Below are 14,047 nucleotides of genomic sequence, written 5' to 3'. Positions count from 1 at the left end.
TGGTGAACCGTCCTTCACTCTGGTCAGGCCAGATATTAAAACTCATTATTATTAGAGACCTGATGCTCATTTTGGCTTCAGATAGTCAGTTTGACACAGACGAAATTTATGTGCGGCACGAAGAAGCCACTCAACATATTGTTTTATATGCAACAAATAAATCATTGAGCAACAGGATAAAAAGCCATATATTGTCGTCGCTTTTATTTACCCTAATCACCTTTAAATTAATTCATCCGGTGTGCTGTAGCCTCCGGTTGTAGGAGAGATATGATGACGGATAAAGTCCGTATTGATACTTTAGATGCACAATCTGCAACCATCTCTAACGATACTTATTTAGCGAGACAAGCTGAGTTTGAATCAAATGTCAGAAGTTACCCTCGCAAATTACCTTTTGCGATAGCCAAAGCTCAGGGTGCATGGATTACCGACGTTGAAAATAACCGCTATCTTGACTGTCTGGCTGGCGCCGGAACGTTAGCTCTTGGACATAATCACCCGGACATTCTGCAGAGTATCCAAAATGTCATTACCAGCGGCTTGCCGTTGCATACTCTTGACCTCACCACCCCGTTAAAAGACGAATTTTCAGCTTATCTGCTTTCTTTATTGCCAGGCCAGGGTAAAGAATACTGCCTCCAGTTCTGTGGCCCATCCGGCGCTGACGCTGTAGAAGCGGCAATGAAGTTAGCGAAAAAGCATACCGGTCGTAGCGGTATTATTAGTTTCTCTGGTGGTTATCACGGAATGACGCACGGCGCATTGTCCGTTACGGGTAACCTGTCACCGAAAGAAGCGATTCAAGGTTTAATGCCAGAAGTGCAGTTCCTGCCGTACCCGCATCAATACCGTTGCCCATTAGGCATTGGCGGTGAAGCCGGTGTTGCGGCTCTGAGTTACTACTTTGAAAACTTAATTAATGACGTTGAAAGCGGAGTGCGCAAGCCTGCTGCAGTGATCCTCGAGGCGGTTCAGGGAGAGGGTGGCGTCAACCCGGCCCCGGCATCATGGCTACAACGTATTCGCAAAGTGACCCAGGAACATGGCATTTTACTGATTATCGACGAAGTTCAGGCTGGTTTTTCCCGTACCGGTAAATTGTTCGCTTTCGAGCACGCCGGCATTGAGCCTGACATCATTGTGATGTCAAAAGCAGTCGGTGGTGGTTTACCACTCGCCGTTCTCGGCCTCAAGAGAGAGTTTGATGCCTGGGAACCTGGCCATCACACAGGAACTTTCCGTGGTAACCAGCTCGCCATGGCTACCGGTCTGACAACCCTCAAGTATTTGAAAGAAAAAAATGTTGCTGACAAAGTGGCTCGCCAGGGTGAATGGCTGAAAGGCAAACTGGCTGAACTACAAAAACGCTACCCCGTTATTGGTCACGTGCGTGGCCTGGGCTTAATGCTGGGCATGGAAATTGTTAAGCCTGGAGAAGCTCAGGACGCGATGGGTTGCTACCCGGCGGATGGCCAGCTTTCTGCATTGCTTCAGAAGAAGTGTTTTGAAAACGGTTTGATTCTGGAACGCGGTGGCCGTAACGGTTGTGTATTACGCCTGCTGCCATCCCTGCTGATTACCGATGATGAGCTGGAAATCTTCCTGAGCAAATTTGAAAACGCGCTGTTAGCAGCAGGCGTTAAACCGGTCTGAATGGGGTCGTACCGAATGTCACAAGTGAATCCAATCCTGGCATCGTCTGAGCAAAGCATTGACGCTTATCAGCAAGCGATTACCCAAAGTGCCCGGGCCGTGATGCAATGGTTACAGCAGCCAGAAATGTATCAGGGAAAAACGGTTGCTGAATTACGCGAACGTATCACCCTGGATTTTAATCCTCAAGGCCTGGGCAACCAGGCTGCTATTGAGCGTGCGATTGACTACTTTCTGAAAGACAGTTTATCCGTGCATCACCCTCAATGTGTGGCCCATTTACATTGCCCAAGTCTGGTCGTCAGTCAGGCAGCGGAAGTGCTGATTAACGCCACTAACCAGAGCATGGACTCCTGGGATCAAAGCCCGTCAGCGACGATTATCGAGATAAAGCTGATTGAGTGGCTGCGTGCCCGGGTGGGTTATGGCGCAGGAGACGCCGGGGTTTTCACCAGCGGCGGAACCCAGAGTAACCTGATGGGCTTGATGCTGGCTCGTGATGCTTTTTTTGCGCGCCAGGGGCACTCCGTACAGCAAGATGGCCTGATCGGTGATTTGAAGAAAATTAAAGTCTTCTGCTCTGAAAATGCACATTTCTCTGTGCAAAAAAATATGGCATTACTCGGCTTCGGTTATCAGTGTGTGACATTAATCAAAACCGATGACGTTGCGCGTATGGATCTTAACGATTTGCGTAACAAGTTAGCACTGGCTGAGGCCCGTGGCGAACAGGTTATGGCTATTGTTGCCACTGCGGGTACCACCGATGCCGGTGCTATCGACCCCCTCACGGACATTGCACATCTCGGCGCACAGCATAATGTCTGGGTTCATGTGGATGCGGCCTGGGGAGGAGCGTTGCTGTTATCTGAACAGTATCGTCACTACCTGGACGGTCTTGAGCTGGCTGACTCTGTTACTCTCGACTTCCATAAGCAGTTTTTCCAGACAATCAGTTGTGGGGCATTCTTGCTGAAGGATGAGCGTCATTATGAGTTGATGCGCTACCAGGCGGCTTACCTGAATTCTGAGTTTGATGAAGAACAAGGTGTACCTAATCTGGTATCTAAATCACTACAGACGACCCGTCGTTTTGATGCTTTAAAACTGTGGATGGGTCTGGAAGCACTGGGCCAGAAACAGTACGCTGCAATTATTGACAGTGGCGTGACCCTGGCACAGCAGGTTGCCCAGTATATTGAACAGCAGCCGTCACTGGAGCTGGTTATGCAGCCTCAGCTGGCCAGCGTGTTATTCCGTTATCGCCCGGCATCACTGGCCCAAGCCGATGATGCCACCATTGCTCTGCTGAACCAAAAAATAGGTGACGCACTACTGGCTTCCGGTCGCGCAAACGTCGGAGTCACTGAACATAACGGTGTAACCTGCCTGAAAATGACCTTATTAAATCCCGTGGTAACGCTGGAAGATATTAAGCGTCTGCTGGACTTGGTGGAGGTCACTGCCACACCACTGCTCACTGACTGATACCCGCGTCATTAACAGTGGTTCCCGGTGTATGAACTGCTCTATGTTATGGGGGCAGTTCAGCCGATTTTTTATCCACAGGGCAAAAATGACATAAAAAAGGATCGCTCTGCGATCCTTTTTTATGTTGCTCTGTGATACATAAACCCGGCATAAAGCCACGATACGTCAATATATCGCTCGGACGGGGATATCGTGCCACCGGGCAGAGTGTCCGCTTACTGGCCGCTCGGGAAGGCGAACTGGGCGGCTTCGTGGCTGATACGGGCTGGCCAGCGCTGAGTAATTGTCTTACGGCGAGTATAAAAACGGACACCGTCTGGCCCATAAGCATGCAGATCACCGAACAAGGAGCGTTTCCAGCCACCAAAACTGTGGAATGCGACCGGTACTGGCAGAGGTACATTGACGCCAACCATACCGACTTCAATTTCATTGCAGAACAAGCGCGCAGACTCACCATCCCGGGTGAAAATACAGGTTCCGTTCCCATACTCATGGTCATTAATCAGGGTAATAGCCTCTTCCAGGCTATTCACCCGGACAATACAAAGCACAGGACCAAAAATCTCTTCCTGATAAATCCGCATTTCAGGGGTGACCTGGTCAAACAGACAGCCCCCCATAAAAAAGCCACTTTCATACCCCGCAACGGCTAATCGTCTACCATCGACAATCAATGTGGCCCCTGCCGCCACCCCGCCATGAATGTAATCAGTGACTTTATTCAGGTGCGCTCGTGTTACCAGGGGGCCCATATCCAGCCCTTTTTGATTGCCAGCCCCCACTTTCAGAGCTTCAATTTTGGGTATCAATTTATTGATCAACGCTTCGGCCACCTGATCCCCCACACACACTGCCACGGAGATAGCCATACAGCGTTCACCACATGAGCCATAAGCAGCCCCCATTAAGGCACTGACTGCATTATCCAGTTCAGCATCCGGCATAATAACCGCATGGTTTTTCGCCCCGCCCAGTGCTTGTACCCGTTTACCACGCCTTGTACCTTCACCATAAATATATTCAGCGACAGGCGTTGAACCCACAAAACTGATCGCTTTCACGTCCGGGCTTTCCAGCAGGGTATCCACTGCCTCTTTATCCCCATTAACGACGTTCAGTACCCCAGCTGGCAAGCCTGCTTGTTGCAACAGGCTTGCGATTAGCAATGTTGAGCTTGGATCACGTTCTGAAGGTTTCAGCACGAAAGTATTACCACAGGCAATAGCAAGCGGATACATCCATAACGGTACCATTGCCGGAAAATTAAACGGGGTGATCCCCGCCACGACGCCCACCGCATGGAAGTCGCTCCATGAATCAATGTGTGGCCCGGCATTGCGACTAAACTCACCTTTCAGTAGTTCTGGAGCGGCAGTGGCGTATTCCACATTTTCGATCCCACGCCGCAGCTCTCCTGCCGCATCTTCTGGGGTTTTCCCGTGCTCTTCACTGATCAGCGCCACAATCTGTGATTCATGCTCCTCAAGCAGTGTTTTAAAACGAAACAGAATTTGTGCCCGCCTGGCTGGCGGTAAGTTACGCCATGCTGGCAAGGCGGCTTTAGCCGCTGCAATGGCATCTTCAACCGTCGTCTTACTGGCAAGCTCAACCTGACGTATCACTTCTCCAGTCGCAGGATTAAAAACGTCTGTAACACGCCCGTTGGCTGGGCGCATCTCACCATTGATAAGATGAGTAATAATTGTCATGACCGTTTCCTTAATTAATGTGATGCAGCATGTCGCCAACGGCGTCGAACAGACTATTCAGTTCAGTGGGCTGGGTGTTGAACATCGGGCCAAATTGCAACGTATCACCACCAAAACGTACATAAAACCCAGCTTTCCACAGGGCCATACCCGCATCAAAAGGTCGTATGGTCGCATCCCCGTCACGGGGAGCCAGCTGAATAGCCCCAACCAAACCACAGTTACGGATATCAAGAACATGCGGGCAGTGGCGTAGCCCATGCAGCGTTTGAGCAAAATGCGGGGCCAGCTCCGCGGCGCGATCAATCAGGTTCTCCTTTTCCAGTAGATCGAGCGTGGCAAGCCCCGCCGCACAAGCAACAGGATGAGCGGAGTAGGTATAGCCATGGGCAAACTCCACAGCATGTTCTGGCAGGGGTTGAGACATAAAGGTTTTATAGATTTCACTGCGCGCCACAACGCCACCTAATGGGATCGCACCATTCGTAATTTGTTTGGCAAAATTGAGCAGATCTGGGGTGACACCAAAATATTCAGCCCCACTCCAGCGTCCCATACGACCAAAACCGGTAATGACTTCATCAAAAATCAGCAGGATATCGTACTGATCACATATTTCACGCAGCCGTTGTAGATACCCCAGAGGAGGAATAATGGCCCCGGCGGAGCCCGATAATGGCTCAACAATCAGTGCGGCAATATTGGAAGCATCGTGCAATTCGATAAGCTTCAGCATTTCATTCGCGAGCGCAATACCACCACTTTCTGCCATACCTTGTGTGAAAGCCTGATCAGGCTGCAATGTATGAGGGATATGATCGACATCCATAAACTGCCCAAATACTTTACGGTTCCCCCCTATTCCCCCCAGGCTTGTACCCGCAATATTGACCCCGTGATAAGCACGTGCCCGGCCGATAAACTTCGTTTTTGCAGGCTGACCTTTAGCACGCCAATAGGCCCGAGCCATCTTGACGGAGGTATCCGCAGATTCGGATCCTGAACCGGTAAAGAACACATGATTAAGGTCACCCGGCATCCGTTGCGCGATACGATCAGCCAGTTGAAACGACAGTTTATGCCCGAACTGGAAACCCGGCGAATAGTCGAGAGTGCCCAGTTGTTGGGAGACAGCCGTCTGAATTTCACTACGAGTATGGCCCGCACCACAGGTCCAAAGCCCGGACAGGCTGTCAAAAATCCTTCGTCCATGGTCGTCCGTGAGCCAGCAGCCATGTGCTCCAGTAATAAAACGGGGGTCACGATGAAAATTGCGGTTAGCACTGAAGGGCATCCAGTGTGCTTGAAGATTGAGATCCGTCGTGTTCAGGTCATTCGTCATAATATCTCTCCCGAAAGGTGTCGGAAGAGTTTGCAATGGGAACTAAGGTAAGATAAATCCATATTATTGAATGATTAGTTTTGGTTTTACTCACCTATATGAAAAAGAAATCACTGGGCCAAATTACTGATTTTGATCTGAAGTTATTGCGAATTTTTAAAACAGTCGCTGACTGTGGGAGTTTTTCTGCTGCTGAAATAATCCTTGGTATTACTCGTTCAGCGATCAGCCTGCATATGGGGGATCTCGAAAAACGCCTGGGCATGCGACTATGTCAGCGTGGACGTGCTGGCTTTTCATTGACAGATGAAGGGCGGGAAATACTCAAACTCAGTGAAAATATGATGGCATCAATTGAAGGATTTCGTCAGCAAGTCAATGAGATGCATAAAAATTTACGGGGGGAATTCAACATTGGGGTGATCAGTAACTTGGTGACTCAACCGATGATGCGCATCACCAATGCTCTTGAAACACTTAGCAAAAATGGCCCAGGAATCCGTATTAATTTAAGTATGAGTACAGCTTCAGAGATCGAGCAAGGGCTGATGGATGGACGGTTACATGTGGGAGCATTACCGAAAACCTCCCCCATATCCGGGCTGGTATACGACAAGCTTTATGATGAAGATGCCTATCTTTATTGCAGCGTTAAGCATCCCTTATTTCACCCTCAGCAAGAGCCTGGTCTCAGTGAACTGAGTCAGTATGAAGCCGTTATCCCAAGCTACCGTATGACAGCAGACACCATGGGGATGCTCCAGCACTTTAATGGCACGGCTTCGGCTTCCGATCGGGAGGGCATTGCCTTTCTTATTCTGACAGGAAGATACGTCGGATTTCTGCCCGACCACTATGCCAGTGGCTGGCTAGAAAAAGGGATGATGCGCGCCATTTTACCCCAGCAATTGCATGTCAAATCAGAGATATCGGTAGTGACTCGCCGGGGGCGTCGGCCGAATTCTATCCTGGAGCTGTTTCTGCACGCCTTATGATGAATAGGGCTGACAGGGCAGCACGCTTCAACTGCCCTGATTAGCTTAACGGGTGACGTGCACTTCCGGTACTGACTGGCGATTAAATCGTCCGCCAACTGCCCTTTCTAACTGGGCAGCCAGTTGCAGCAACAAACCATCATTAGCTTGCCTGGTTTGGAAATGCATCCCCAGTGGTATCCCGGACTTTTGCCACGCGAGTGGAACAGAAATACCACTCGTGCCAGTCAGGCTGGCAAGTGGGGTATAAGAGAAGAGCTCCCACAAGTTATAGAACCAGTCTAAAACATCTGGGTTATCGCTCAGAGTCAGGTAACGTTTATCCCCCATTAATGGCGTTGGGCCAGAAAACGTTGGCGTCAGAATCACATCCCAGTCCTGATAGAACTGCCCAAGCTTTCGTGATGTGGTATTAAACACATCCTGCATAAGCCAGCGTTCACTGTAGGACATATTCAGTCCTTTCTGCCAAATCCTGATATTGACAGGTTCAACCAGCTCTTCTGGTGGTGCCTTCAGGCCACGTTTCTCCAGTTGTCGTTGAATAAACTGGGCAAAATTACTGATATAACAGGTTGTTTGTGCAGCAAATGCCGCTTCAAAATCAATATCTGGAGCCCGCCACTCAACCTTGTGTCCCAGCTCTTCAAGTAGTCGAACGGTGCGTTCCAGTTCCTGAACAAAATGGGGATCAGCATGATAAGCCCCCCATTCATGAGAGACCGCAATACGCAATGGCACAGGATCACGTTTGATCAGTTCGGAATAAGGTTCATCGGCATGCCAGTAAGGCATAAACTCTCCGGGAGCCCCGCCACGACAACGATCAATAAACAGTGCTGAGTCGCGAACAGTGCGACTGACACAGCCCTGGGTCGAAACATACCCTGTAATATCAGATAACGCCGGGGCGATGGAGAAAACCCCACGGGTACTCTTAAGCCCGATCAAACCATGGGAGCCTGCGGGAATGCGAATTGATCCTCCACCATCCGTCGCATGAGCCAGTGGCAATACTCCCGCCGCAACGGAAGAAGCGGCCCCCGCTGACGACCCAAAGGTGGTGTAGTCAGTGTTCCATGGATTACGAACCACATAGATATCAGGGTTCTCAGCCGAGCCAGCAACACCAAACTCCGGTGTTGCCGAACGTCCAATGATATTCAACCCTGCCTGGCGCATTTTCTGGGTCAGGAAGGCATCTTCCCGTGATCGATTGCCCTGCATAAATTTGGAGCCTTGTTCCTGAAGGCGGCCTTTTACACCCGGTCCCAAATCTTTTATCAGGATAGGCACACCGGCAAATGGCCCATCAAACTGAGTGCCATCAGTGGCAGGATTGGCAATGGCATCATCAAATAGCTCAACCACAGAGTTAATACGTGAATTCACTTTTAGCGTAGCTTGGGCCGCTTGGGCCGCAACCTCTGCGGCAGATACCTCCCCGGTACGGATCAGTTCAGCTAAACCGACTGCATCCTGAGTGGCCCACTCTTGCCAGTGCATGATTGTTTTCATCTGTCTCATCTCCTGTTACGGTACTAATGCACAGTCTGTCACCGGATTAGAGCGGGTCAGAGCGTCTGGTTTTCAACATTACGGGTGCGGCCTGGCGGCCCCTTTCTTTCAGGAGAATCACCGAGGCAATACAGAGAAGGTTGGCTGCAATCAGGTAGTAACCCGGTGATACAGGGTTGCCCGTGATATTAATGAGCCATGAAAAGACAATTTGCGCCGTTCCGCCAAAAATGGTGATACCAAAGGCATAAGCGATGGAGAACCCTGTAGAACGCACGTATTTAGGAAAATTTTCGCACAACACCACCAGCACCCCGGCACCACTGATGCACTGCAGTGCGGCAAAAACAGTAATAATGCTGAAGAACACAACATCACTGCGGTAGGTATTAATCATCTCCAGTCCTGGCAACAGCAGTAGCAACAAGACAATACGCGGGGCGATAATCGTGACTTTACGCCCAAAAAGATCCGCCAGCCAGCCGCCAATCAAAGAGAAAACCACCACACAAACGCCAATCAAAATGGTCGAGGCCATGGCAATACCTGATGCAAAATTCAGCTCATTGAGTGCATAGGTCGTCATGTAGTTGAGGAAGTACTGGGTAATGGTGCTGCCAGACAACATAAAGATCCCCACCAGCACCAAACCTCGATGATTTTTGAGGACTTCAGTCAACAGGCTACCGGTGGATTTCGCTGCCTGATTATCTTCCACTGCAAAGGTCTCATTAAGATTACGACGCATATACAGGGCAATAGGCAGAATAAGCAGGCCGAAGGCGAAAGGAATGCGCCACCCCCAGCTGGCGAGCTGCTCAGGGGTCAGAAATACCGTCAATGAGTAACCAATCAGGCCCGCGGTGATCGCCGCCATACCTTGGGCAACAATTTGCCAGCTGGCATAGAAAGCACGTTTACCTTTCGGGGCCGCTTCCATGATAAAGGTGGTTGCAGGCCCGGCTTCCCCTCCCCATGCAAGCCCCTGCATCATACGCACCAGTACCAATAAGATAGGGGCCGCCACGCCAATGGTGTCGTAACCGGGTAGTATAACCAAGCCCCCGGTACCAATGGTCATCAGCACCATGGTCAGCAACATGGCGGGTTTCCTGCCGGCACGATCAGCGTAACTACCAATAAAAATAGCCCCTAAGGGGCGAACGATAAATCCAATCCCAAATACCGATACCGAAAGTAATAAACTCATAAACGGATCATGGGAAGGAAAGAAAGCATGGCCTATCAAGACGGCAAAGGTCGCATATGCACTAAAATCGAAAAATTCGACGGCAGCTCCCAGGACAACGGCCACCACTTCTTTACGTGATGCCTTTCTTTCTCCACCGCTATTATTGGTTTGATTCGACATTAAGGTCTTCCTCAAGTTAGCAACTCTCCCTAATGGGATAGATTTTTCGTATTTATGTGAATAACTGAGTCTTTCATTTACAGAGGAGCCACCTCTTAAAGAAAGCGCATTATTATTTACGTCATCACCAGTCTGTTTATTAAATTAGCCCCATCCTTTCTGTCAGGTTTTATCTATGCCATGAACGTTACAGATATATAACAAATGGCTTACCTGACCACTATCACAAATATGCAATGGCGGTGTCTAATAAATGTGAGCACTCAAAAATAAACTCGAGAAAGAACAAAAAAACAGAACCCACTATCACTATGATTATTATAATGATTAGTAAAGTCATGCAATAACATTAAGTTATGACCTTATGATAAGAGTGAATGAGCCAGGCACTCAATGTGTGCACCAACCCAAAACTTTATATTTTCAGTAGTAATTCAATGCGCTAATCAACTGATTAATTATTATGGGGATATTTTTATTTTTTATATTCGGAATACGGTTTAATAAAAACATGCACAATATTGATCCATCATTGCCATTTTTGAGGGCGTTATTTTTTAGCGTGTTATCTGGCGATAAGTTTATCCACTTTGATATATACATAAAAATGATTTAAGACACGGTATAGTTTAAATCATGTTGCAATAGCAACCAGGAGGAATAATGCAGCTCAGAGCTCTGAGGTATTTCAGTCAGGTTGCTAAATCGCGCTCTCTGAGAGAAGCCGCAGATAAACTGTTTGTCGCACCCACCGCCGTCACCCGTCAAATAGAACTGCTTGAGCATTACTACGGTGCTTCCCTGATTGAAAGAAGCCCCAGAGGGATAAAACTTACCCGGGAAGGGATGCACCTGGCGCAGGCGGTACAGGCCACGTTACGCGAGCTGGATACGGTGAAGGAAAAAATAGCTTCTGCCCAGAGCATTGTTTCCGGAAGTATTCGTATCTGTTCCGCTGAGAGCCTTATCGCGCCATTTATCGCGCCGGCTCTTAATGAGTTCAGAGAGCTCCACCCCAAGGTTACTTTTGAGATAGATGTCGGCAGCGCACCTTATGTGGCAGAGGCACTCATTTCCGGTAAAGCAGATGTCGCCATAACCTTCTATATGCCCGTCAATGCGGAGGTTCAGGTGACGCACGCCTGCTCTTTACGCCATAAGATCTTAATGGCGATGAATCATCCCTTAGCCGGTAAAAGCTTTCTGACATTGAAAGATATTGCCCAGTACCCGATTGCTACCCCTGCCTCCAACTTTTCAGTTCGTCAATTACTGGAATCAGCAGCAAAACGTGAAGGCCTGAGTCTTGATATGCGATTTATCACTAACTCGATTGATGTGCAGAAACGCCTGGCAATAATGGGGCTGGCGCTGATTATCATTCCACAGCTAAATATTGACGATACAACCGACCAGGATAAATTGATCGCCATTCCCCTGGCTGATGCCGTTATGGGGATGGTTAAAGTGGATCTCGGCCTGCCACGGCAACGGGCGATTTCAATGGCAACCCGGATTTTCCATGAAATGCTGGCCCAGAGAGTGCGTGCACAAAATGTATGATTAACGGGACTCAATACTCTGTTGATAAAAACAGAAAAGGGCTCACCATCGGTGAGCCCTTTTATTGCCGATACCATGATTCTAATCAGGTACGAACCCGCAGTCTGGCCTCTATTTTATCCGCGACTTTTGTCACTACATAAGCAATAAACATATAAAACACGACTGCGATCAGGAATGCTTCAAGATAGTAGAAGTTCAATGCAGCGGTTAACTGTGCCTGGGCGAAAATCTCCACGACGCCGATGGCAAACGCCAGTGATAAGGCTTTCATCACCACCATAAAGGAGTTAGCCAGGTCTGGAATCGCGGTGACGATTATCTGTGGAAACATCACCCGACGGAACATCTGATGATTACTGTAACCCAGTGAAGCGGCTGCATCCGACTGTCCGGTATCAAAAGCATTGACGGCACCTTTCCATACTTCAGCCTGAAAGGCAGAAACACAGGCAGTAAGGGCAACAATAATGATCACCCAGTTAGGCAATGAGTGCGCATTCACTGCTATCCCAAACTTGTGTGCCACGAAATCCAGTGCATTAGGCAAACCATAGTAGGCAAGAAAAATGACCACTACCATGGGCATACCTTTAAAGGCGATTTTGTAGGCAACGACAAACTGAAGCAATAGCGGGACACGGCGGTGCTCAATAAAGGCAAACAGCCCCCCCAACAGTGTCGAGAGTACAAATATCGTTACCGCCATCAGCAGCGTAACCGGCACGGCGCCAAGAATGCTCCAGAAGTCAAAAACCAACACATCGAAATCAAACATCAGCGGTTATCTCCTTCATTCATACGCTGGGGGTAAGACGAGTACGGGCAGCTGATTTTGAGTTGTATCTCGCGTGACGCTTTTCAAAGAAGCGAATGATCAACCATGCCGCCAGACACATCAGGGAATAGATAACGGCCAGTACCATGTAAGTACCAAATTGATACTGGTTATAGTCGTGCTCCATAATGACATGTGCCGTCGCCATGACATCGGCAGCACCGATATACATCACCAACGCCACGTTATGAATCAAATAGATAATCGCGTTACCATAACCAGGCAGTGCAAAATGCACGGCTTGGGGGCCAACAATACGCTTCATTTTCTGGAAAAAGCTGTAGCCGAGACTATCCGCGGCATCATGCTGCCCGCGCTCTACCGCCAAAAATGCGGGACGCATCACTTCTGACAAATAGCCCCCGTGGTAGAAACTCAGGCCAATCATGGCAGCAATATTGGATGAAAAGAAATCTTCTACGCCAACCAGACCTGCCAATAATGGCATGCCATAAAATGCAACGAAGAGCTGTAGTACTACCGGCACACTACGTGCGTAGGAAACATATACATCCGCCAGTTGGCTCAAGATGGGAATTCGTCGTACACGAAAAACCGTCGTAATAAGTGCCAGAAAATACCCGGCGATCATTGCAACAAACAGTATGCCCAACGTTAATGGCATCGCCGTTAATAGCTCAGGGAGCATGGTAGATAGATCCACAGTGAAACACTCCTGCTAACAATCACAGCCAAGGCTCTGTTCACACAGAGCCTCAGATGAATCTGTTACTTCATATATTGTGAGACGTCTTCGCCAAACCACTTCTGAGACAGCTTATCGAGCGTGCCATCATCTTTAAGCTCTTTCAGCACCTTCGTGATGTCATCATTCAAGGCTTTGTTTTTCGCTGAACGATTAATCAGGATATAGGTCTGATTAATCGATACCGGTTCACTGGCTTTAATGGACAGCTTCTGATTTTCGATAACCGTCTGCTGTCCCAAGTTTGAAGGCAGTATCAGGGCATCATATTTACCGTTCTGCACCTCTTTCAAACGGTCAGGATAGGGAATGCCAGCGCTGGACGCATTGATAGTCAGCTTTTCGGTCGGGTGCTCTTGCTGCCACTGAGTCACAAATTTGTAGACGCCACCACCGGCAGTAACAGGAACGATTTTTTTACCCACCAGGTCCTTCATCTCTTTAATATCACTATCGCTACGGCTGTAGATCTTCATCAGGCCGGCCCCCATTGGGGCATCAGGGATCAGGAACTGTTTACTGCGGCTTTCAGCTTTATAGTATCCCCCGGTCGCCATATCGTACTTACCCGTTACCAGCCCGGTTTCTTGAGCAATATCCGCGGCACCTTCCATCACAAATTTATACTGTGGTAATTTGGCATTGATGGCTTTTAGCACATCAGGCTCATAGCCTTGTGGCTCATGGCCAATCGCCCCCCAGGAAAGCGGTTTAGACTCGGCTGCAGTGGCAATTTTCACGGTGCGAACGTCATCAGCAAAGCTATTGCTACTAAACAGTGCCAGGGCGATAACACCAGGCATGACAAAACGGGATAATGTTTTTTTGATTGCAGGCATTGGTTTGCTCCCTTT

Annotated in this window: 11 protein-coding genes; 4 read left to right on the top strand and 7 right to left on the bottom strand. The window is 48.9% G+C overall.

Going from position 1 to position 14,047, the window contains the following annotated elements; genetic code table 11:
- Window positions 1–270 precede the first annotated feature (270 nt).
- Both JK154_RS15880 and JK154_RS15875 read left to right on the top strand, forming a co-directional pair.
- Window positions 271–1,656 (top strand): diaminobutyrate--2-oxoglutarate transaminase, encoded by a 1,386-nt coding sequence (locus JK154_RS15880; RefSeq protein ID WP_211993542.1) that lies wholly within the window; start codon window positions 271–273, stop codon window positions 1,654–1,656.
- A gap of 15 nt (window positions 1,657–1,671) precedes the next feature.
- Complete coding sequence (locus tag JK154_RS15875; RefSeq protein WP_211993541.1) at window positions 1,672–3,144, top strand: aspartate aminotransferase family protein; 1,473 nt, start codon at window positions 1,672–1,674, stop codon at window positions 3,142–3,144.
- A 218-nt stretch (window positions 3,145–3,362) separates the two neighbouring features.
- Here the strand turns inward: JK154_RS15875 and JK154_RS15870 are convergent, their stop codons facing one another.
- The gene (locus tag JK154_RS15870; protein ID WP_211993540.1) at window positions 3,363–4,859 is read right to left on the bottom strand and encodes a CoA-acylating methylmalonate-semialdehyde dehydrogenase; all 1,497 of its coding nucleotides are present in this window, start codon (window positions 4,857–4,859) and stop codon (window positions 3,363–3,365) included.
- Window positions 4,860–4,869: 10 nt separating this feature from the next.
- Window positions 4,870–6,201 carry an aspartate aminotransferase family protein gene (locus JK154_RS15865; RefSeq protein WP_211993539.1) on the bottom strand — a complete coding sequence of 444 codons (1,332 nt, stop codon included), beginning with the start codon at window positions 6,199–6,201 and terminating at the stop codon, window positions 4,870–4,872.
- Between the two features lie 98 nt (window positions 6,202–6,299).
- Here JK154_RS15865 and JK154_RS15860 point away from each other — a divergent pair, with 98 nt between their 5' ends.
- The gene (locus JK154_RS15860; protein ID WP_211993538.1) at window positions 6,300–7,196 is read left to right on the top strand and encodes a LysR family transcriptional regulator; all 897 of its coding nucleotides are present in this window, start codon (window positions 6,300–6,302) and stop codon (window positions 7,194–7,196) included.
- A 45-nt stretch (window positions 7,197–7,241) separates the two neighbouring features.
- Here JK154_RS15860 and JK154_RS15855 read toward each other — a convergent pair whose 3' ends face one another.
- Window positions 7,242–8,714 (bottom strand): amidase family protein, encoded by a 1,473-nt coding sequence (locus JK154_RS15855; protein ID WP_211993537.1) that lies wholly within the window; start codon window positions 8,712–8,714, stop codon window positions 7,242–7,244.
- A 46-nt stretch (window positions 8,715–8,760) separates the two neighbouring features.
- Window positions 8,761–10,086 (bottom strand): MFS transporter, encoded by a 1,326-nt coding sequence (locus JK154_RS15850; protein ID WP_211993536.1) that lies wholly within the window; start codon window positions 10,084–10,086, stop codon window positions 8,761–8,763.
- A 663-nt stretch (window positions 10,087–10,749) separates the two neighbouring features.
- Between JK154_RS15850 and JK154_RS15845 the strand changes: the two genes are divergently transcribed.
- Complete coding sequence (locus JK154_RS15845) at window positions 10,750–11,649, top strand: LysR family transcriptional regulator (protein WP_211993535.1); 900 nt, start codon at window positions 10,750–10,752, stop codon at window positions 11,647–11,649.
- 85 nt (window positions 11,650–11,734) lie between these two features.
- On the opposite strand, the gene JK154_RS15840 is transcribed toward JK154_RS15845, so the two are convergent.
- The 3 genes from JK154_RS15840 to JK154_RS15830 form a co-directional block, all read right to left on the bottom strand.
- A complete protein-coding gene (locus JK154_RS15840; RefSeq protein WP_211993534.1) occupies window positions 11,735–12,427 on the bottom strand; it encodes an amino acid ABC transporter permease in 693 nt (230 codons plus the stop codon).
- Between the two features lie 19 nt (window positions 12,428–12,446).
- On the bottom strand, window positions 12,447–13,136 hold the full coding sequence (locus JK154_RS15835) for an amino acid ABC transporter permease (RefSeq protein ID WP_211993576.1): 690 nt from the start codon (window positions 13,134–13,136) through the stop codon (window positions 12,447–12,449).
- 80 nt (window positions 13,137–13,216) lie between these two features.
- A complete protein-coding gene (locus JK154_RS15830; protein ID WP_211993533.1) occupies window positions 13,217–14,032 on the bottom strand; it encodes a transporter substrate-binding domain-containing protein in 816 nt (271 codons plus the stop codon).
- Window positions 14,033–14,047 lie beyond the last annotated feature (15 nt).

Source organism: Citrobacter sp. JGM124, from assembly GCF_018257795.1.
GTDB lineage: Bacteria > Pseudomonadota > Gammaproteobacteria > Enterobacterales > Enterobacteriaceae > JGM124.
This window is presented reverse-complemented; position numbering and strand designations above follow the sequence as displayed.